The sequence below is a fragment of the Methylobacterium sp. BI1 genome (assembly GCF_056680125.1).
Window position 1 is genome coordinate 1,734,035 of record NZ_CM155267.1, and the last position, 20,698, is coordinate 1,754,732.

Here is a 20,698-nt window from a genome sequence, read left to right on the forward strand (position 1 = left end):
GTCGACCCTTGCCGGTGTGTTTAGCCCATGTCCCCCCGTGATGGGCAAGACGCGCGGGGACACACCCCGGGCATGGTGCGAATCAGAACGGGTTCCAGGTCGGCTTGGCCGTGAACTTGAGATACCCGATATTGATGCCGAGCCGGGCGCCGACGCCGGTGCGGATCGGGACCACGACGATGTCGTCGGCGGTCACCGCCGTCATCCCGAAGCCGCCGACGAGATAGGCGGAGCCGTCGACGCCGCCGAAGCGGCGATAGAGGCCCGATACCGCCGGAAGGTTGTAGACCAGCATCATCGTGCGGTCGCCATCGCCGCCGACGTCGAAGCCGATGGAGGGACCCTGCCAGTAGACGCGGCGCTGCCCGGCATTGCGGGTGTAGAGCGTGCCCTCGCCGTAGCGCACGCCGCCCACGATGGCGCCGGAGGCTTCCTGGCCGAGGATGTAGCCGTTGGGCTCGCCCCAGCGCCGGGTGGCTTCCTCGACGAGCTGCGCCAGTCCGCGCGACATCGAGCCGAAGAAGCGATGTCCGTTGTCGACCAGCTCCTCGGGGCGGAACTTGCCGGGGGCGCCGTCGCTGACCGCGAGGGCGCGGGACGACACACCGAGGAGGAGGGCGCTCGCCAGGGCGCCGACCACGGCGCGCCGGGACGCGGGCTCTTGCGCTGGACGGGCGCGGACGGCCCGATGGTTCGACGTCATGCCTCGTCCCTCCTGTCTGCCGACACCCGCCCGCGGGCGCTATCGTCTTGCTAACCGAGACCGCGCTATGGACCGGGCTGTCATCCTAGAGACCGTTCCGGCCTGGGCCGGTGCGTCTCGATACGCGGCGATCATGATGCGAAACAAAGCAACATGTGGTTAACGCGCCGTCACCTGCTTCGCGGCGCCGCGGCCGCCGGGCTGCACGCCGTCGGCGCACGCGCCGCGACCCTGCCGCGCCTGCCCGGGGGACGGATCGCCCTCCAGGGGTTCGACGCCGTCAGCTACTTCGTCGACGGTCCGGAGCCGGGCCGACCCGCCTACGAGACCCTCTGGGACGGCCTGACCTGGCGTTTCGCACGGGCGGCGAACCGGGAGGCCTTCCGCGGCGATCCCGCCGCCTACGCGCCCCGCCTCGGCGGCTTCGATCCGATCGGGATCCTCGCCGGCCGCCTCGTGGACACCGACCCGCTGGTCTATGTGCGCCTGCCCGGCCCGGACGGAAGCGACCGGCTCTATCTCTGCCGCAGCGACGCGCACCGGCTCCGCCTCATTGCCGAGCCGCACCTCGGCGCGGAGGCGGAACTGCTCTGGCCGACGCTGAAGGATCAGATCGAGCGGAATTTCCCGGACTGAGGACAGCCGGCTATCAGAGCAGGCGTCCTTCCTGCGTCGCGTGCCGGTCGGCGGAGCGCGTCGGCGGGCTGCGCTCGGGCAGCACGAGGTTGACCGCGTAACTCGCGTCGCCGAGGGCGGCGAAGGGGCCGTTGCGGTAGTTACGGGTATAGTGACCGTAGGTCATCGGCCGGCCGGCCGGCGCCACGACGCAGCCGCCGGCGACGGTGAGGATATGGTCACCGGCCGCCGTATCCCATTCCATGGTCGGGCCGCAGCGGACGTAGATGTCGGCCTCGCCGGCGGCGATGAGGCAGAACTTCAGGGCGGAGGCCGCCGAGCGGGTCGCCCCGACCCGGAGGGCACCGAGGCAGGCCTCGGTCTCGGTGTCGCCGTGCCGGTTGCTGCACAGGGCCACCAGCCCCTGGTCCGGCCGCGGGCGCACCGCGATCGGCAGGCGCGCGCCGAGATGCCCGTCCCGGATCTCCGCTTCGTAGGCTTGCCCGCCCGCGCCCCAGACCCGCCCGAGGCCGGGTGCGGCCAGGGCGGCCGCGATCGGGCGGTCACCCGCGATCAGGCCGATATTGACGCTGTATTCGACGTTGCCGGCGAGGAAGTCCCGGGTGCCGTCGAGGGGATCGACCAGGAAGAACAGGGGTGCCGGCGGCTGGTCGTAGGACGATTCCTCCGCGATCACCGGAATGCCCGGCCAGTGCCGGGCGAGCTCCGTGAGGATGAAGTCCTCGGACTCCGCATCCGCCTGGCTCGCCGGCGAGCCGTCGGGCTTGAGCACGTGCGGGCAGTCGCCCCCGTGGTGCCGCTTCAGGATTTCGCCTGCCCGGCAGGCAATTTCCATCAGGGTCGCCGCAATACGGTCGCGCGTCGGCGCATCGATCGACATGATAAGCGCCATGATGCCCGCGCCACCGGCCCTTGTCGACCCGGATCGCGATCGGCCCGGGTGCTTTTCAAAGCTTCCGGCGCCGTCTATCGGTGCCGTTCACGACCGGACGCGGCCCCGAAACGCCTGCGCGGAGCGCACCATGACCCCCCTGAATCTCGACGCCCTCGATCTGTCCGCCCTCCTGTGCTCACGGGTCTGCCACGACGTGATCAGCCCCGTCGGCGCGATCGTGAACGGACTGGAGGTCCTCGAGGACGAGAGCGACACCTCCATGCGGGAATTCGCCCTGGAGCTGATCGCCAAGAGCGCGCGCCAGGCTTCGGCCCGCCTGCAATTCGCCCGCATCGCCTTCGGCGCCGCCGGTTCGGCGGGAGCCTCCATCGACCTCGCCGATGCCGAGAAGGTGTCACGCGGGATGTTCGCCGACGACAAGACGCAGCTCGCCTGGCGTGCGCCCCAGGCGCTCTACCCGAAGAACAAGGTCAAGCTGCTGCTCAACCTGGTGATGATCGCCCAGAGCGCGATCCCGCGCGGCGGGCTCATCGACGTGGTGGTGCAGGGCGACGGCGAGGCCCCGACCCTGGTGCTCAAGAGCAAGGGCTCGCATGCCCGGATTCCGGCCCATGTGGAGGAGATGATCGCCGGCACCCCCGAGAACGGCACCGTCGATGCCCACGGCATCCTGCCGTTCTACGCCGGCCTCGTCGCCCGCGCCGCGGCGATGGATGTGCGCTTCGCGATCGAGGGCGATACCGTGACGATCACGGCCACGCCCACCGCCGCCGCGATGCCCGAGGCACCAGCCGCCGCACCCGCCGCGCCGGAGGCGGATCGCCCATCGGATTCCGAGCCGCCGGAGACCGCGCTGGCCTGACGCGGGCCGCGTTTCGGCCCTTCGACGGGAGATCGTCAAATATTGTGGCGATCTCCGGCTTTATCGTCCGTGGTGAAACCCTTCCCTAACCGGTTAGGGGGCAAGGTCGGTCCTGCACAGACTGTAGTGCGCGTATGGACTGAGTAACCCTCATGGACGACTTGTTGCGTGAGTTCCTGACCGAGAGTGCCGAGCACCTCGACACGGTCGATGCCGAACTCGTCCGGTTCGAACAGGATCCGAACAATCAGACGATCCTGCGGAATATCTTCCGCCTCGTCCATACCATCAAGGGCACCTGCGGGTTCCTCGGCCTTCCGCGCCTCGAGGCCCTGGCCCACGCCGCCGAGACCCTGATGGGCCAGTTCCGCGACGGCATGCCGGTCACAGGCCCCGCGGTCAGCCTCATCCTCGTCACCCTCGACCGCCTCAAGGCGATCCTAGGCGATCTCGAGGCCACCGGCTCCGAGCCGGCGGGCAGCGACGACGACCTGATCGGCGCGCTGGAGGAGATGGCCTCCGCCCCGATCGCACCCGCCGCCCCCGCGCCCGTCGCGGAGATCAAGCTGCCCGACCCGGTGGTGCGCGAGCTCAAGCCCGGCGAGGTGAGCCTCGAGGATCTCGAGCGCGCCTTCATGGAGGCCGAGGGTCCCGATCCGTTCGACGTCGCCGTCGCCCCCGCGCCGGAACCGGTCGCCGTAGCCCCCGAGCCGGTGCGCGAGGCGCCCGCCCCGATGCCCGCGAAGGCCGCCGAGGCGCCCGCGAAATCCGCCGACGCGCCCGCCACCTCCGACGGCGAGGGCGGCATCGCGAAGGTCCAGACCATCCGCGTGAACGTCGACACCCTCGAACACCTCATGACGATGGTGTCCGAGCTGGTGCTGACCCGCAACCAGCTCCTCGAGATCGCCCGCCGGCACGACGACTCGACCTACAAGGTTCCGCTCCAGCGCCTCAGCCACGTGACGGCCGAGCTGCAGGAAGGCGTCATGAAGACGCGCATGCAGCCCATCGGCAACGCCTGGCAGAAGCTGCCCCGCGTGGTGCGCGACCTGTCGTCGGAACTCGGCAAGCAGATCGAGCTCGTGATGAGCGGGGCCGAGACCGAGCTCGACCGCCAGGTCCTCGAGGTCATCAAGGACCCGCTGACCCACATGGTGCGCAACTCGGCCGATCACGGCATCGAGTCGGCCGCCGACCGCAAGGCATCGGGCAAGCCGCTGCGCGGCACCATCCGCCTCTCCGCCTATCACGAGGGCGGCACGATCACGATCGAGATCGCCGACGACGGCAAGGGCCTCGATCTGGCCGCCATCCGCCGCAAGGCCGTGGAGCGCAAGATCGCCAGCCAGGCCGAGGTCGAGCGGATGACCGACGCCCAGGTGGCGAAGTTCATCTTCCATCCGGGCTTCTCGACCGCCGCCGCCATCACCTCGGTCTCCGGCCGCGGCGTCGGCATGGACGTAGTGAAAACGAATATCGAGCTCATCGGCGGTGTCATCGACATCAACACGCAGCTCGGCCGCGGCACCACCTTCACCATCAAGATCCCGCTCACCCTGGCGATCATCGCCGCCCTCATCGTCAAGGCGGGTGAGCAGCGCTTCGCGGTGCCGCAGGTGGCGGTGCTCGAGCTGGTGCGGGTCGACAAGGCGACGGCCCAGAAGGTGGAGCGCATCAACGGCTCCCCGGTGCTGCGCCTGCGCGAGCGCCTCCTGCCGATCGTCACCCTGACGGGCGTGCTCGGCCAGGACCAGGCCGCCGACGCCGTGGATTCCGGCTTCGTGGTGGTCGCGCAGGTCGGGCGCCAGCGCTTCGGCATCCTCGTCGACGAGGTCTTCCACACGGAGGAGATCGTCGTGAAGCCGATGTCCTCCAAGCTGCGCCACCTGCCGCTCTTCGCCGGCAACACCATCCTGGGCGACGGCGCCGTGGTGCTGATCGTCGATCCGAACGGCATCGCGCAGCAGGTCAGCCAGGGCTCGCAGTCCGGCGCCATTCCGGTCGAGGCCGAGGTCGAGGAGATCGAGGCCGCCGACGCCAAGGCGACGCTCCTGGTCTTCAAGGGCGGCGCGGGCAGCTACAAGGCGGTGCCGCTCTCCCTGGTCACCCGCCTGGAAGAGATCGAATCGGCCAAGGTCGAGTGGGTCGGCGGTCGTCCGCTGATCCAGTACCGTGGCCGCCTGATGCCGCTGGTCCCGGCCGATCCGTCGATCGAGATCCGCACCTCCGGCACCCAGGCCCTGGTGGTCTTCTCCGACGGCGAGCGCGCCATGGGCCTCGTGGTCGACGAGATCGTCGACATCGTCGAGGAGCGCCTCGACGTGGAGATCTCCGCCGACCGCTCGGACCTCATCGGCTCGGCCGTCCTGCGGGGCCGTGCCACCGAGATCATCAACATCGCCCATTTCCTGCCGCTTGCCTACGACGACTGGGCGCGCGGCCCGAAGAAGGCGGTCAAGCGCAGCTCGACGCTCCTTCTCGTCGACGACTCCGCTTTCTTCCGCGAGATGCTGAGCCCGGTCCTCAAGGCCGCCGGCTACAGCGTGGTCACTGCGGCCAGCGCCGACGAGGCGGTGGCGACCCTGCTTTCCAACGGCCGGATCGACGTAGTGGTGTGCGACCTCGAGATGCCGGGCCGCAACGGCTTCGACCTCGTGGGCGCCATGCGCAAGGTCGAGGGCCGCGTCGCCGGGCTCCCGGTCATCGGCCTCTCCGGCACCATCGGGGCCGAGGCCATCGAGCGGGCGCGGACGCTCGGCATCGCCGACCTCGTGGCGAAGTTCGACCGCAGCGGCCTGATCTCGGCTCTCGCCGAGCTCGACGTCGCCAGCCTCGCCGCCGCCGCCTGACCGGCCCGCCCCCTTTCGGAGTCCCAGCCCATGATGCAGGCCGCCAACACCAACGCCGCGGAAACCGTCGGCACCCACGACTTCGTCACCGTCTTCGTCGGCGAGACCATGTTCGGTCTGGCCATCGACCGGGTCCACGACGTCTTCATCCCGGCCGGCGTCACGCCGGTGCCGCTCGCCCCGCCGGAGATCGTCGGGCTCCTGAACCTGCGCGGCCGGGTCGTCACCGCCCTGTGCCTGCGTCGGCGCCTCAGCATGGCGCCCCGCACGGGGGACGGTGCCCAGATGGCGATCGGCCTGGAGCAGGGCGGTGAGACCTTCGCGCTCATCGTCGACGGTGTCGGCGAGGTGCTCAAGCTCGGCGCCGAGACCCACGAGCCGGTGCCGATCAACCTCGATGCCCGCTGGCGCGACCTCACCCTCGGCGTCCATCGCCTCGACGGCCGCCTCCTCGTCATCCTCGACGTCGATGCGCTCCTCGCCTTCGGGACGAACGCCCGCACCGCCGGCGCGGCCTGAGCCCCATCGCAAGGAGAAGGGACCGATGAAAACCTGCCTCATCGTCGACGACTCCGCCGTCATCCGGAAGGTGGCGCGCCGCATCTTCGAGACCATGAACTTCGAGGTCGGCGAGGCCGAGGACGGCGAGAAGGCCCTCAGCGCCTGCGGCAAGACCATGCCGGACGCCATCCTGCTCGACTGGAACATGCCGACCATGGACGGCTACGACTTCCTGCGCGCCCTGCGCAAGACGCCGGGCGGCGAGAAGCCCAAGGTCCTGTTCTGCACCACGGAGAACGACGTCGGCGCCATCGCGCGGGCGCTGCACGCCGGGGCCGACGAGTACATCATGAAACCCTTCGACCGGGACATCGTCACGGCGAAGCTCGCGCAGGTCGGCTTCGCCACCGAAGCCGACGCGGCCTGACGCGGACCTGGACCGGGCATCCCGCCCCGTCCGGGGCCAGCACCTCCCCTGACCGTTCCTCCGGGTCGCTCACAGCGTGAAAGTTATGATGGCCGCCACCGCCCCGACCTTCGCGTCGACCCATGCCGCGCCACCGCCGCTCGCCGGGCAGCGCGTCCGGGTCCTGATCGCAGACGATTCGGCGGTGGTGCGCGGGCTGGTCGCCCGCTGGATCGGCGAGGCCGGCTACGAGGTCGTCGCCACGGCGGCCAACGGCCGGATCGCCCTGGAGGCGATGTCGCGCCACGACCCCGACGTCATCCTCCTCGACATCGACATGCCGGAACTCGACGGCACGCAGGCCCTGCCGCTGCTGCTCGCCAAGAGCCCCGGCGTGCAGGTCATCATGATGTCGACCCTGACCACCCGCAACGCCGACATCTCCCTGCGCTGCCTGGCCCTCGGCGCCGTCGACTACATTCCGAAGCCCGAGAGCAACCGCGGCGTCACCACCTCGGACGCCTTCCGCACCGACCTGATCGAGCGGGTGCGCCTGTTCGGCTCCGCCCGGGCGCGCAAGCGCGGCGCCTCCGGGGCGCCGATCCCCGTCTCCCCCGGAGCGCCCGCTCCCGCGCCGGTCTCGGCCCTGCGTCCGACTGCGCCCCTGGTGCTGCGGCCGAAAGCGCGCACCGGCGTCGCGCCCCGCGTCCTGCTCATCGGCGCCTCCACCGGCGGCCCCCGTGCGGTGGGCGAGGTCCTGGAGAAGATCGGCAGCGCCACGCTTCGCCAGTTCCCGGTCCTCATCGTCCAGCACATGCCGCCGGTCTTCACCGCCGTGTTCGCCGAGCATCTCGGCGTCCGCACCGGCCTGCCGGCTGCCGAGGGCAAGGCCGACGAGCGCCTGCAGCCGGGCCGGATCTACGTGGCCCCGGGTGGCCGCCACATGGGCCTCGGCGGAAGCCGCCAGGACGTGACGATCCGCCTGCACGACGGTCCGGTGGTGAATTTCTGCCGTCCTGCCGTCGACGTGCTGTTCCAGGATGCCGCCGCGATCTTCGGCGCCGCTTCCCTGGCGGTCGTCCTCACCGGCATGGGCTCGGACGGGACGGGGGGCGCCCGCGCCCTGACAGAGGCCGGGGCGGCGGTGCTCGCCCAGGACGAGGCGACGAGCACCGTCTGGGGCATGCCCGGCAGCATCGCCAAGGCGGGGCTCGCCCAGGCGATCCTGCCGCTCGGCGAGATCGGCCCGGCATTGCGCAATCTTCTGACGGGGCAGGGCGCATGACCGACGTCGAATTCGATTTCCTGCGCGCCTACCTCAAGACCCGCTCCGGCCTCGCCCTCAGCGGCGAGAAGCGCTACCTCGTGGAGAGCCGCCTCGGCCCGATCTGCCGGCGCTTCGCCCTCGCCGATCTCGGGGCGCTGGTGACCGCCCTGAAGGGTGGCCGCGACCTCGCCATGGAGCGGGCGGTGGTCGAGGCCATGACGACGAACGAGACCTTCTTCTTCCGCGACCGCACGCCGTTCGACCTGTTCCGCGACGTGCTGCTCCCGGAGGCCATGGCCCGCCGGGCCGCCCAGCGCCGCCTGCGCATCTGGTGCGCCGCCGCCTCCACCGGCCAGGAACCCTATTCCCTGGCGATGATGCTGCAGGACGCCGCCCCGCGCCTCGCCGGCTGGACCGTCGACATCATCGGCACCGACCTCTCGACCGAGGTGCTGGAGAAGGCCAAGGCCGGCCTCTACAGCCACTTCGAGGTCCAGCGCGGCCTGCCGGTGCAGTCGCTCATCAAGCACTTCGAGCAGGTCGGCGAGCAGTGGCGCATCTCCGCCAGCCTGCGGCAGATGGTGGATTACCGCCCGCTGAACCTGCTGCAGCCGTTCGATTCGCTCGGCACGTTTGACATCATCTACTGCCGCAACGTGCTGATCTATTTCGATGCGCCGACCAAGGGCGACGTGCTGGCCCGCCTCAGCAGCAGCCTCGCGGCGGACGGTGCGCTGCTCCTGGGCGCCGCCGAGACCGTGATCGGCCTGACCGAGAAGCTCGTCCCGAACGCCAAGCACCGGGGCCTGTACAATCAGGCCGGCGCGTCCCTCGCGCCGCAGCCCCGGCCGCTGCCGGTGCTCAATCCGGCCGCCGCCGCGATCGCCCCGGCGGCCGTCGCCCCGGCGATGCGCCGGGTGGTCGGCCTCTGAGCGGCACCCGGACGATCCTTCCGACGGCGCGTGGCGCGGGCGCAAGCCCGCGCCATTTTCTTTGGACTTTCCCCGCCGGGCGGGGGAGGGGCCATCGGCGCGGGGCCGCCGCGCGATCCCGTACCAACAAAAAAGGCCCCGCTCGCGCGGGGCCGTTTCGTCGTCCGACCGGTGGTTCAGACGGCGATCCGCTCTTCGCCCTCGTTGGGCTCGCGCAGCACGTAGCCGCGACCCCAGACGGTCTCGATGTAGTTCTTGCCCGACGAAGCGTTGGCGAGCTTCTTGCGCAGCTTGCAGATGAAGACGTCGATGATCTTCAGCTCGGGCTCGTCCATGCCGCCGTAGAGATGGTTCAGGAACATCTCCTTGGTCAGCGTCGTGCCCTTCCGCAGCGAGAGGAGCTCCAGCATCTGGTACTCCTTACCGGTCAGGTGCACGCGGCTGCCGGAGACCTCGACGGTCTTCTGATCGAGGTTCACGATCAGGTCGCCCGTGGTGATCACCGACTGGGCGTGACCCTTCGAGCGGCGGACGATCGCGTGGATGCGGGCGACGAGCTCGTCCTTGTGGAAGGGCTTGGTGAGGTAGTCGTCGGCGCCGAAGCCGAGGCCCTTCACCTTGTCCTCGATGCCGGCCATGCCGGAGAGGATCAGGATCGGGGTCTTCACCTTGGCGACGCGGAGATTCCGCAGCACCTCGTAGCCCGACATGTCGGGCAGGTTCAGGTCGAGCAGGATGATGTCGTAATCATACAGCTTGCCGAGATCGATCCCCTCCTCACCGAGGTCAGTGGTGTAGGTGTTGAAGCTCTCGGACTTGAGCATCAGCTCGATGCTCTGCGCGGTCGCGCTGTCGTCCTCGATCAGAAGTACCCGCATCGTCGGTCCCCAGCCCAGCCGGCCGTGTGCAGCGTACGGGCAAGCCCCCGCCGTTCGTTCGCCACCGGCCCGTGGCGAACGCTCATTCGTCAATGACGTGAAACGCTATTCGTTAATCGTTAACAAACCCTGTTTCACGGACGCAAGCACCCAATTGGATCTGGTGTCCGGCCACGCTTCGAACCGTTGACGGTCTGTTCTCGTCCGACCGTCCCCGGGCCCGATGCGAAACCTTCGCATATCCCCGCAAGTCCCTTGTCCGCTTGGACTAGTTGCGCGCTGTCTCTTCGGAACCACGACACCGGAATGTCGTCCACCGAACAGAAATTTTTTACGTCCCGGCGTGAACCGGCGGCGCGCTACAAGCCCGATGCACACAGTGTTAAGGAGGGAGGTAAACGAATGGTTGAGAGACGCGCCGATGACCGATCGCGACCCTAGCGTCGGACGCTTGCGCCTGGCTGATGCGCGCGGCGCCCTCGCGGGAATCCAGGTGCTGGAGACCTATGGCAGGGTCGTGGCGATTCGCGGCCTGCTGATCGAGGTGGCGGGTCCGGTGGCAGCCATGCGGCTCGGCGGACGCCTCGACATCGCGGTGGAGAACGGCCTCGGCGCCGTGCCCTGCGAGATCATCGGTTTTCAGGGCGACCGCGCGCTGGCGATGCCCTTCGGCTCACTGGAGGGGGTCCGGCGCGGCTGTCCGGCCCTGGTGCGCGACGAGGCCGCCGGCGCGGTGCGTCCCTCCGCCGCCTGGCTCGGCCGGACCATCGACGCCCTCGGCCGGCCCATCGACGGCCTCGGGCCGCTGCCCCCCGGCCCGGCAATCTACCCCCTGCGGGCCGACCCGCCCCCGGCCCATGCCCGGCAGCGGGTCGGGCCGCCCCTCGACCTCGGCATCCGCTGCATCAACACGTTCCTGACGATGTGCGCCGGCCAACGCATGGGCATCTTCGCCGGCTCCGGCGTCGGTAAGTCGGTGCTTCTCTCGATGCTCGCCCGCTACACCGCCGCCGACGTGGCGGTGATCGGCCTCGTGGGCGAGCGCGGCCGCGAGGTGCAGGAGTTCCTCCAGGACGATCTCGGCGCCGCCGGCCTCGCCCGCTCGGTGGTGGTGGTGGCCACCTCCGACGAGCCGGCCCTGATGCGCCGCAACGCCGCCTACGTCACCCTGGCGATGGCCGAGTATTTTCGCGATCAGGGCGCGCAGGTCCTGTGCATGATCGATTCGATCACCCGCTTCGCCATGGCCCAGCGCGACATCGGCCTCGCCGCCGGCGAACCGCCCACCGCCAAGGGCTACACCCCGACCGTGTTCAGCGAGTTGCCGCGGCTGCTCGAGCGGGCCGGCCCCGGGACGGGACAGGGGGCGATCTCCGGCCTGTTCACCGTCCTCGTCGAGGGCGACGACCACAACGAGCCCGTGGCCGACGCGGTCCGGGGCATCCTCGACGGGCACATCGTGATGGAGCGCGGCATCGCCGAGCGCGGGCGCTACCCGGCGATCAACGTCCTGCGCTCAGTCTCCCGCACCATGCCCCGGGCCTGCGACCCCGCGCACCTGCCGACGGTGCGCCGGGCCCGGCGCCTGCTCTCCACCTACGCCGACATGGAGGAGCTGATCCGTCTCGGCGCTTATCGCGCCGGCGCCTCCCCGGAAGTGGACGAGGCGATCGCGCTGATGCCCGAAATGGAGGCTTTTCTGGGTCAGGGTAAGGAAGAAGCAACTTCGATCGGCGAGGGTTACCGTCGCCTGGCAGAGATCGTCGGCGCTCCCTGAGGGGACGCCCCGGCTCCATCTCCCGATGCCGGGCCCGGGGCGCGGCCAGTCGCGCACCGGCGAGCCGTGCGTTGCGTGGAGTGAACCCGCCCATGAAATCCCGTGACACGTTGATCCGGCTGCGACGCTTCCAGGTCGACGAGAAGCGTCGGCGCGTGACGCAGATCGAGATGATGAAGGCGGACTTCACCCGCATGGCGATGGAGCTCGATCGCGAGGTCGCCCATGAGGAGAGCCGCGCCGGCATCACCGATCCGGCCCATTTCGCCTACCCGACCTATGCCCGCGCCGCCGCGACCCGCCGGGACAACATGCGCCAGTCCGCAGCCGCTCTCGAGGGGCAGCTGGCCGAGGCCAAGGCCGAGCTCGGCGAGGCCTTCGAGGACCTGAAGAAGATCGAGATCCTGGACGACCGCGAGCGCACCGCCGAGCGGGTCGCCGAAGCGGCCCGCGACCAGGCCGCCATGGACGGGATCGGCCTCTCGCGCATCCGCGCCTGACCCCGGGGCGGCGTGCCGGCCTCCCCAGGGCGGCCGGCACGAAACCGTCATGATCCCATGGGAAGAGGTGGCCCTGCCGGGGCCGCGCGGAACCTTGCTTGCGATGCGGCGCATCGTCGTGCAGGGAAGGCCCGAACAGGGGCGTGTCCGGACCACCATGAAGAAGATCAGCGATTTCATCTGGCCGATCATCGGCCTCGCGGCGGTGATCGGTTCGGGCTACCTGCTCTACAAGGAGTTGGCCGGCATCTCGATGGCGGAGATCAAGGGCAGTTTCGCCGCGATCCCCGTCCACCGCTTCCTCCTCGCCGCGCTCTCGACCCTCGTCGCCTACGCGGCGCTCGCCTGGTACGACCGGATCGCGCTGCTGCATCTCGGCGTGCGCCACATCTCCTGGTTCTTCGTCTCGGTCTGCTCCTTCACGACCTACGCGCTCTCCCACAACATCGGCGCCTCGGTGTTCTCGGGCGCCGTGGTCCGCTACCGCGCCTACACGGCCAAGGGCCTCTCCGCGGCCCAGGTCGCGGTGCTGGTCGCCCTCTGCTCCTTCACCTTCGGCCTCGGCACGATCCTGCTCGGCGGCTTCGTGCTCACGGTCCTGCCCGACACGCTGACGCGCCTCAACGGCTACCTGCCGGCGATCCTGACGGACCCCGCCACCGCCCGCATCCTCGGCGCCGGGCTCCTGGCCTTCGTCGCCCTCTACGTCGCCGGCTCGCTGCTGCACCTGAAGCCGCTGACGATCCGCAAGTTCAAGCTCGAATATCCCCGCCCGCGCATCATGGGCCGCCAGCTCATCGCCGCTCCGCTGGAGCTGCTGGGCGCCGCCGGGATCATCTACTTCGCCCTGCCGGAGGCCGGGAACCCGGGCTTCCTCGTGGTGCTCGCGGTGTTCCTCGCCTCGTTCTCGGCGGCCCTGGTCTCGAACGCGCCCGGCGGCCTCGGGGTGTTCGAGCTGGTCTTCGTGGTGGCGATGCCCGACATCGCCCGGCCGTCGGTCATCGCCGCGCTGCTCGTCTTCCGCCTGTTCTACTTCTGGCTCCCGTTCCTGATCTCGGTGGTGGTCGTCCTCCTCTACGAGCGCAACCGCCTCGCCTCGGCCCTGCGGGACAAGCCGCACGATGCGGCCGCCCCGGAGGCGCCGTTGACCGCCCCCGGCCTCGACGCCCATGCCCTCGAGCGCCGCATGGAGAAGAAGCCGGTCTGATCCGTTCGCCGCCGCGAACCGCGAAGCCGGGCCAGGGCCTGCCACCGCGTCCCGTCCGGGTTCGCGAGGGCAGGCCCTTCCGGTTTCAGGCCCCTCGCTCACCTGCGAATTCTTCTGCCTCGGGTCGTATCTTGTGCCGGGGAGGCCGCGAAGGGGACCGGGAAAGGTTCCCCGAACGAGAGGAAGAGGATCGGGCCGCTGGTCCGCACGATCCCGGGCCGAGAGTTGTAGGCTGGATCAGACCGAACCGACGGTCCGGAGCCGGGCGCGGGGATGGATTTCCGCCTGGCTCATCACGGGGGTCTCGCGCCGGAAACGCTCGATGATCGAGCGCACGAAGGGGCGAGCCTGAACGGAGGTCACGAGCACGGGCATCTCGCCCATGCGGGCGGCGGTCTCGAAGCGGTCGCGCACCGTGTTGACGAAATCCGAGAGCTTCGAGGGCTGCATCGCCAGGTAGCGCTCGTCGCGCTCGCCCGCGATTGATTCGAGGAAGGCCTGCTCCCAAGCCGGCGACAGGGTGATGATCGGCAGCATGCCGTCCGGCCCCTGGTACTGGGCACAGATCTGCCGGCCGAGCCGGGCGCGGACGTGCTCGACGATGTCGCGCGGGTTCTTCACGTGGCCGGCGACCTCGGCGATGCCCTCGATGATCGCCCCGAGATCGCGGATCGAGACCCGCTCGGCCAGCAGGAATTGCAGCACGCGCTGGATGCCGGTGGTGCCGATCTGGCTCGGCATCACCTCCTTGAGGAGCTCGGCATGCTCCTTGGAGACCTCGCGCAGGAGCTTCTGGACCTCGACATGGTTCAGGAGTTCGGAGACGTGCGCCTTGATAATCTCAGTGAGGTGGGTGGAGACCACCGTGGCCGCATCCACCACGGTGTAGCCCTTGAGCTGGGCCTGGTCCCGCAGGGAGGCGTCGATCCAGGTGGCGGGCAGGCCGAAGGTCGGTTCCAGCATGTGCTGGCCGGGCAGCTGCACCTGGCCGCCCATGGGATCCATGGCCATGAACTGGCCCGGGAAGATCTGGCCCGTGCCGGCCTCGATCTCCTTAACGCGGACCACGTAGGCGTTGGCGTCGAGCTGAACGTTGTCGAGGATGCGCACCGAGGGCATCACGAAGCCTAGCTCGGCGGCGAGCTGCCGGCGCAGGGCCTTGATCTGGTCCGTCAGGCGATCCTGGCCCTCCGGGCCGTTGACCAGGGCCAGGAGCGCGTAGCCCATCTCCAGCTTGAGGTCGTCGAGCTTCAGGAGGTCGGTGACGGTCTCCTCCTTGGCGGCCGCGGCGGCGGCCACAGCCGAGGCGTCCATCGGCGCGCCGTCGGCATCCCGCGGGGGCGCTTCGCGGGCGATCTTGGCGAAGTGCCAGGCGGCGTAGCCGGATGCGCCGGCGAGCGCCAGGAAGGGCAGCATCGGCATGCCGGGCAGGAGCGCGATCAGCACCATGACGCCCGAGGACATGCCGAGCGCCTTGGGGTAGTTCGCGAGCTGCTTGCCCAGGGCCTTGTCGGCCGAGCCCTTCACACCTGCCTTGGAGACCAGGATGCCGGCCGCCGTGGAGACGATGAGGGCGGGGACCTGGGAGGCGAGGCCGTCGCCGATGGTGAGCAGGGTGTAGGACTTCGCCGCCCCCAGGAACGGCATGCCCTGCTGGGCGACGCCGATGATGATCCCGCCGATGACGTTGATGAAGGTGATGAGGAGCGCGGCGATGGCGTCGCCGCGGACGAATTTCGAGGCACCGTCCATGGCGCCGAAGAACGAGGATTCCTCCTCCAGGGCGGCGCGGCGGGCCTTCGCCACCTTCTCGTCGATGAGCCCCGCCGAGAGGTCGGCGTCGATGGCCATCTGCTTGCCCGGCATCGCGTCGAGGGTGAAGCGGGCGGCCACCTCGGCGATGCGGCCCGAGCCCTTCGTGATGACGACGAAGTTCACGATGATCAGGATCGCGAAGACGATGATCCCGATGACGAAGTTGCCGCCCATCACGAAGTTGCCGAAGGCCTCGATGACGTGGCCGGCGGCCGCCGTGCCCTCGTGCCCGTGCCCGAGGATGAGGCGGGTGGAGGCGAGGTTCAGGGCGAGGCGCAGCAGCGTCGCCACCAGAAGCAGGGTCGGGAAGACCGTGAACTCGAGCGGATTGTCGATGAACAGCCCGGTCATCATGATCAGCACCGAGATGATGATCGAGACCGCGAGCAGCAGGTCGAGCAGGAAGGCCGGCAGCGGGAAGATGAGCACCGTGAGGATGCCCATCACGGCGGTGGCGAAGAACAGGTCCGTGCGCTTGGAGAGCGCGTTCAGGTTCGCCCGGTTCGGGATCGCGAAGCTCGCGAAATGTGCGAGGCTCCCCCCGGAACCCCCCGCCGGAGCCGGCGCGGCGGCAGCCGTCTCGCTCATCGTCACCCTCACTGCCCCCGATGGTCGGGGGCTCGGCAAGATTTGCCGAGCGCAGGGTTAGCGAAGGGTTAACACCGGGCTGCCCGCCGCCCGCGGGGGCGGCAAAACCGCCTCAGGCGAAGTATTTGCGGGTGACCACCGCGAGGGCGAACACCAGTCCGGCGCCACCGGCGATGAGGCTGATCATCAGGAGGCGCCGAGGTTCCTGGGAGGATTCGGGCTTCACCGGCTCGACGATCATGCTGAAGAACTCGATCTGGCGCTCGGCGATGATGCGGGCCCGCTCGTTCGCGGCCAGCACCTTGGCGAAGTACTTCTCCGCATCGGCCCGGTCGGCGTCGTAGGCCTCGAACCGGGTCAGCGCGTTCGCCAGGATGCGGCGCTGCTCCGGATCCTCGCTGGCGGATTGCTGCTCGATCCGGGCGATGTTGTCGTCGAGGTCCTTGATCTGGGCCTTCATGTCCTGGATGCGGCGGGTCTCCGGCGAGAGATCGCGCTGGCTCTGGATGAGCTGGACCGCGAGGTTGATGCGGGTCGTCCGCAACTCCGACAGCACCTTCAGGTTGGCCTCGTTGGTCTTCTGCGCGTCGAGAACGCCGTCGCGGTTGCGCAGGGCCGCCACCTCGGTGCGGATCTTCGTCATCCGCTCCTCGGCACGCTTGAGCTCGCGCTGGCTCTCCAGCACGGCGTCCTCGCGCGCGCGGCCGCTCAGGGCGTTCACCATGCGCTCGCTCTCGGCCAGGATCGCCTTCGAGATGTTGAGGGCGTCGTCCGGATCGAAGGCGTTGACGGTCAGGCTGATGATGCCCGATCCGGCCTCGATCTTGGTGTGCACCCGCTCATGCCAGTACTTGACCAGCTTCTCGATCGGCTTCTCGGGATTGAAGCGCGAGAACACGTCGACCTCCGGCCGGGAAAACATCTCCCGCAGGGGATACGTCTTCTCGATGGTCTCGATCATCGGCCGGCTCATGATGTAGTTCGTCGTGATCAGGCTGTCCTGCGCGATCATCTGCTTGATCGGGGAGCCGGAATTGGTGCCGACCTGATCGGGCGAGGCCTTGTCGACGCTGCCGAGGGCCGGCCGCAGGGCGAAGCGCGACTCGATCACGAAGCGGTCCGCCGCGATCAACCCGTAATAGGCGATGGCCGCCAGGGTGGGGATCAGGAAGCAGACCACGAACAGAACCGGGATCAGCGGGTCCGACTTCACGTGGCTCTGGTAGGAGCGGATGCCCTTCTTGCGGTCGGCGAAGCGCGAGACGCGGGCGATCTGCTTCAGGGATTCGGCGACGGCATTCGAGCGGTCGGCCGTCGTCAGCGGCTGTCCCTGCGGGTTGCGGATTTCGATGCTCATGCGCCCCGGTATTCCATGTCGTCCGGCCATCCGGCCGCCACCGTACACCCTTTGCACCACCCGCGCGGCAAAACCGTGGCTGCCGGCGCGCCGGCGCAACTCAGGCGTTCAGGCGGCGATAGACCTCGATGGCGTCGTCGATGCTCTCGTAGACGATCGCCCGCCCGTTGATGATCACGATGCCCTGCTGGCACCAGGTGCGCAGGGTGTCCATCCCGTGGGAGACCATGATCACGTCGGCATTCTCCCGGCGCGCCGCGAAAGCCTCCTCGCAGCGCTTCTGGAACCGGGCATCGCCCACCGCCGTGACCTCGTCGATGAGGTAGCAGTCGAACGGGATGGCCATGCTCATGCCGAAGGCCAGGCGCGAGCCCATGCCGGACGAGTAGGTCCGGATCGGCACGTCGAGATAGCTGCCGAGCTCCGAGAAATCCTCCACGAACTCCAGCACCTTGCGCGGATCCTCGCCGTAGATGCGCGCCACGAAGATGATGTTGTCGCGCCCGGTCATGGCGGGGTGGAAGCCACCGCCGAAGCCCAGGGGCCAGGACACGCGCGTGGTGCGGACCACGCGGCCCTTCGTCGGCATCTCGGTGCCTGCCAGGAGGCGCAGGGAGGTCGACTTGCCGGCGCCGTTGATCCCCAGGATGCCGTAACTGGTGCCGGGCTTCAGGGTGAAAGAGACGCGATCCAGGATCGTCCGGCGATGCCCGTCCGTCCGGTAGATCTTGGTCACGTTGTCGAAGCGGATCACGACGGAGAACGACTCCCGAGGCCTGCGGGCCAACCCGTCGCGCATCGGCCGCAAAAGCGGCGAATCTGAGAACGTCGTCTCGTGCCTCCGGACACCCTGGGCCGCTCCGTGCCGAAATCGCGCGGGAATCGGCAGCTTTGCCGTTCTGAGGCTTGCACCCGGCCCATGCGGCTTGTACAGGACGCCTCCCGGCGCGATCGCGAAGCCCGGCCGCCCCGGCGGCTGCGAGACGCGGCGACGGGACCGGAGGGGTGGCCGAGTGGTTGAAGGCGCACGCCTGGAAAGTGTGTATACCGGAAACGGTATCGCGGGTTCGAATCCCGCTCCCTCCGCCAGATTCTGATCTCAGATCGTCCGATCTCTGCGTGAGCCTTGGGGTCCCTGGCCGAACGGCATGGGGTTCGCCTGTTCCGCACCGGCCCAGGGCTCACCGAAACTCCCCAGAACGACAGCCCGGATTCGCATGGCGGGCAAGCGCGCCTGATCTACACATGCCTGCGTTGTGCGACCTGTACCCCGCGACCTGCTGATGCTCGCCGAAGACTGGAGCGGCGCGCCGACAGCAGGAGAGGGCCGCGTTCCCGAACCTCCTGGGGCCGGCAACGGCCACGCAAGATCCGAAGCCGTTCGATTCACCCGATAGCCTTGGGCGGAAAGGTCGTGCTCGGCGCCCTGATCGGCGCGCTGATCCACCGCGTGATCGATGCCTCGCCCGCGCCTGGATGCGGCAAGGGCGGGACATCGGTGACGTCTCAGGCCCGGCCCGGTAAGGGCGGAGCTCGATTTGACCCGCACAGCCACACGCGGATCGGATGACCGGGCTCAAGATGGATTTCGTCTTGCGGAAAGTCTGGCGGTATAGGGTGATTTGTCTGAATTTGTGTGTTTAATCCAGTCTGTCCTATGCGGCGACAGCCATCAGTCAGGGTCAGGCTCATGCGATTGACCTATCTGTTCGATCCCCTGTGCGGCTGGTGCTACGGGGCCGCCCCGGCACTGGCTTGGATCGCCCGGTCCGGAACGGTCACCCTGGAACTCGCCCCCACGGGCCTGTTCGCCGGCGATGGCGTCCAGCCGATGGACGCGGCCTTCGCCGAATATGTCTGGCAGAACGACCAGCGCATCGCCCGCCAGACCGGGCAGCCCTTCAGCGAGGCCTATCGCGCCCTGATCTTCGGTTCGCCCGGCGTCGCCTTCGACTCGACGGCGGCCACCCTGGGCCTCGTCGCGATCGGACTGACCCGTCCCGGGCAGGAGGCCGAGGGGCTCGAGGTGCTTCAGGAGGCGCGTTACGTCGGGGCCCGGGACACGGCGGAGCGCACCGTCGTGGCGGATGTGCTCGCCGGCGCAGGCTTCCCGGAGGCCGCCGCCCGGCTGGTCGAGCCCGACGCGGCGCTGCGCGAGGCGAACCGGCATCGGATCGAGGCCGCCATCCTGATGATGGCCCAGTTCGGCGTGCGGGGCGTCCCCAGCCTCGTCCTGGCAGACGACCGGGGCGCCCGACGCCTGCCGGGCGGCATCCTCTTCGGCGACCGGCACAGGCTCGCGGCCGAGCTTCGCGCCGGATCGGAGGAAGCCGCATGACGCAGATCGGCCTCGGCCTGACGACCGCGATCGGCGCCAGGATCGCCACGGGCGAGGGGGCCTGGGGCCGAGGCGGGCCAGCAGAAGGTCCGCGTCGCACGCTCCTCAGAACGCGTAGCGCACCGTGCAATACGGCATGCGCTCGGCCAGCAGGGCCTTGAACCGGGCGAGCCACTTCCCTTTCCAGCCGGTGCGGTAGCGCAGGTTGGCGCCGCCGCCCTCGGAGACCTTCGCCTCCTGGATGTCCGGCCGCCAGAGCAGATCCTCGGCCCTGGGGTGCCAGCCGAGATTGACCGCGTGCAGGTCGGCGTTGTGGGTCAGCAGGATGATCTCCGCCTTGAGCTGCGCCCGGGCCGCCGGCCCGATCGCGTCGTCGATGGCGGCGAACAGGGCGGTCCAGTCGGCCTCCCAGCCCTCGTAGAGGATCACTGGCGAGAAGTTCACGTGGACCTCGTAGCCGGCGGCCACGAAGTCGTCGATGGCGGCGATGCGCTCGGGGATCGGGGCCGTCCGCACGTCGACGATGCGGGCGATGCGCTCGGGCATGAGCGAGAAGCGGATCCGCGTCTTGCCCTGCGGGTCGTAGGCGAGGAGGTCGCGGTTCACCGCCTTTGTGGCGAAGGACGCCTTGGCGTTGGGAATGTCCCGGAAGAGCGCCACGAGGTCGCGCACCGTGTCGCTCACCATGGCATCCACCGAGAGGTCGCCGTTCTCACCGAGATCGTAGACCCAGAGAGCCGGATCGATCGTGTCGGGCTCGGGCAGGGGGCCCTGGCGCGCGGCATGGCGCGCGATGGCGGCGGACACGGCCTCGACATTGACGAAGAGCGAGATCGGGTTGGCGAAGCCCTTGCGCCGGGGCACGTAGCAATAGGCGCAGGCCATGGCGCAGCCGTTCGAGGTCGAGGGGGCGATGAAGTGGGCGCTGCGCCCGTTCGGCCGCATGGCGAGACCCTTCTTCACCCCGAGCACGAGGGTGGAGCGCTTGATCCGCACCCAATCTTCGACCGAGCCGGCATTGCCGTGCAAGCTCGGGATGTTCCAGTGCGAGGGCACCACGATGCGCTCGGCCTGCGGAAAGCGGTCGAGGATCGCCTGGCCGCGCGGATAATCCGGCACGGCGGGCTCGTGGTAGATCGTGGAGACGTCGAGGAGATCGCGGGATCGGGCCATGGTCCGGTTAG

General features: G+C 69.3%; 18 protein-coding genes and 1 tRNA gene. 12 read left to right on the forward strand and 7 right to left on the reverse strand.

The window, feature by feature from the left end:
• Positions 1–82: 82 nt before the first annotated feature.
• Complete coding sequence (locus AC1MGR_RS08190; RefSeq protein ID WP_108034562.1) at positions 83–703, reverse strand: DUF1134 domain-containing protein; 621 nt, start codon at positions 701–703, stop codon at positions 83–85.
• Positions 704–856: 153 nt separating this feature from the next.
• Between AC1MGR_RS08190 and AC1MGR_RS08195 the strand changes: the two genes are divergently transcribed.
• Positions 857–1,339 (forward strand): YHS domain-containing (seleno)protein, encoded by a 483-nt coding sequence (locus AC1MGR_RS08195; protein ID WP_480234265.1) that lies wholly within the window; start codon positions 857–859, stop codon positions 1,337–1,339.
• A 13-nt stretch (positions 1,340–1,352) separates the two neighbouring features.
• Here the strand turns inward: AC1MGR_RS08195 and AC1MGR_RS08200 are convergent, their stop codons facing one another.
• Positions 1,353–2,219, reverse strand: a complete 867-nt coding sequence (locus AC1MGR_RS08200) for a 3'(2'),5'-bisphosphate nucleotidase CysQ family protein (protein ID WP_480234266.1) — start codon at positions 2,217–2,219, stop codon at positions 1,353–1,355.
• A gap of 142 nt (positions 2,220–2,361) precedes the next feature.
• Here AC1MGR_RS08200 and chpT point away from each other — a divergent pair, with 142 nt between their 5' ends.
• The 6 genes from chpT (at position 2,362) to AC1MGR_RS08230 (ending at position 9,054) form a co-directional block, all read left to right on the forward strand.
• Entirely contained in the window at positions 2,362–3,096 is a 735-nt protein-coding gene (gene chpT / locus AC1MGR_RS08205; RefSeq protein WP_108034563.1) for a histidine phosphotransferase ChpT, read from the forward strand.
• 152 nt (positions 3,097–3,248) lie between these two features.
• Positions 3,249–5,948, forward strand: a complete 2,700-nt coding sequence (locus tag AC1MGR_RS08210) for a hybrid sensor histidine kinase/response regulator (RefSeq protein WP_108034564.1) — start codon at positions 3,249–3,251, stop codon at positions 5,946–5,948.
• Between the two features lie 33 nt (positions 5,949–5,981).
• On the forward strand, positions 5,982–6,467 hold the full coding sequence (locus tag AC1MGR_RS08215) for a chemotaxis protein CheW (protein ID WP_056274868.1): 486 nt from the start codon (positions 5,982–5,984) through the stop codon (positions 6,465–6,467).
• A 25-nt stretch (positions 6,468–6,492) separates the two neighbouring features.
• Complete coding sequence (locus tag AC1MGR_RS08220; RefSeq protein ID WP_056222602.1) at positions 6,493–6,876, forward strand: response regulator; 384 nt, start codon at positions 6,493–6,495, stop codon at positions 6,874–6,876.
• A gap of 85 nt (positions 6,877–6,961) precedes the next feature.
• On the forward strand, positions 6,962–8,140 hold the full coding sequence (locus tag AC1MGR_RS08225) for a protein-glutamate methylesterase/protein-glutamine glutaminase (protein ID WP_108034565.1): 1,179 nt from the start codon (positions 6,962–6,964) through the stop codon (positions 8,138–8,140).
• The gene (locus AC1MGR_RS08230) at positions 8,137–9,054 is read left to right on the forward strand and encodes a CheR family methyltransferase (protein WP_108034566.1); all 918 of its coding nucleotides are present in this window, start codon (positions 8,137–8,139) and stop codon (positions 9,052–9,054) included. The genes AC1MGR_RS08225 and AC1MGR_RS08230 overlap by 4 nt, the downstream gene beginning before the upstream one ends.
• Positions 9,055–9,230: 176 nt before the next feature.
• Here AC1MGR_RS08230 and ctrA read toward each other — a convergent pair whose 3' ends face one another.
• Entirely contained in the window at positions 9,231–9,932 is a 702-nt protein-coding gene (gene ctrA, locus AC1MGR_RS08235; RefSeq protein WP_019903129.1) for a response regulator transcription factor CtrA, read from the reverse strand.
• A gap of 421 nt (positions 9,933–10,353) precedes the next feature.
• Between ctrA and fliI the strand changes: the two genes are divergently transcribed.
• From fliI to AC1MGR_RS08250, 3 genes are all read left to right on the forward strand, one after another.
• A complete protein-coding gene (fliI, locus tag AC1MGR_RS08240; RefSeq protein ID WP_108034567.1) occupies positions 10,354–11,709 on the forward strand; it encodes a flagellar protein export ATPase FliI in 1,356 nt (451 codons plus the stop codon).
• A gap of 92 nt (positions 11,710–11,801) precedes the next feature.
• Entirely contained in the window at positions 11,802–12,209 is a 408-nt protein-coding gene (gene fliJ, locus AC1MGR_RS08245; protein ID WP_056222585.1) for a flagellar export protein FliJ, read from the forward strand.
• A 157-nt stretch (positions 12,210–12,366) separates the two neighbouring features.
• Complete coding sequence (locus AC1MGR_RS08250; protein ID WP_108034759.1) at positions 12,367–13,416, forward strand: lysylphosphatidylglycerol synthase domain-containing protein; 1,050 nt, start codon at positions 12,367–12,369, stop codon at positions 13,414–13,416.
• A 237-nt stretch (positions 13,417–13,653) separates the two neighbouring features.
• Here AC1MGR_RS08250 and flhA read toward each other — a convergent pair whose 3' ends face one another.
• The 3 genes from flhA to AC1MGR_RS08265 all read right to left on the reverse strand — a co-directional run bounded on the left by flhA (position 13,654) and on the right by AC1MGR_RS08265 (position 17,930).
• Positions 13,654–15,819: a flagellar biosynthesis protein FlhA gene (gene flhA, locus AC1MGR_RS08255; protein WP_480234267.1), complete on the reverse strand. Its 2,166-nt coding sequence runs from the start codon at positions 15,817–15,819 to the stop codon at positions 13,654–13,656.
• Positions 15,820–15,931: 112 nt separating this feature from the next.
• Positions 15,932–17,176 (reverse strand): KpsE/RkpR family capsule polysaccharide export protein, encoded by a 1,245-nt coding sequence (locus tag AC1MGR_RS08260; protein WP_480234268.1) that lies wholly within the window; start codon positions 17,174–17,176, stop codon positions 15,932–15,934.
• 100 nt (positions 17,177–17,276) lie between these two features.
• The gene (locus tag AC1MGR_RS08265; RefSeq protein WP_108034570.1) at positions 17,277–17,930 is read right to left on the reverse strand and encodes an ABC transporter ATP-binding protein; all 654 of its coding nucleotides are present in this window, start codon (positions 17,928–17,930) and stop codon (positions 17,277–17,279) included.
• Between the two features lie 245 nt (positions 17,931–18,175).
• On the opposite strand from AC1MGR_RS08265, the gene AC1MGR_RS08270 reads away from it, so the two are divergent.
• Positions 18,176–18,265: transfer RNA gene (locus AC1MGR_RS08270), tRNA-Ser, on the forward strand.
• Between the two features lie 601 nt (positions 18,266–18,866).
• Positions 18,867–19,514 (forward strand): DsbA family protein, encoded by a 648-nt coding sequence (locus AC1MGR_RS08275; protein WP_480234269.1) that lies wholly within the window; start codon positions 18,867–18,869, stop codon positions 19,512–19,514.
• A gap of 105 nt (positions 19,515–19,619) precedes the next feature.
• Here the strand turns inward: AC1MGR_RS08275 and AC1MGR_RS08280 are convergent, their stop codons facing one another.
• The gene (locus AC1MGR_RS08280; protein ID WP_480234270.1) at positions 19,620–20,687 is read right to left on the reverse strand and encodes a spore photoproduct lyase family protein; all 1,068 of its coding nucleotides are present in this window, start codon (positions 20,685–20,687) and stop codon (positions 19,620–19,622) included.
• Between the last annotated feature and the right edge of the window lie 11 nt (positions 20,688–20,698).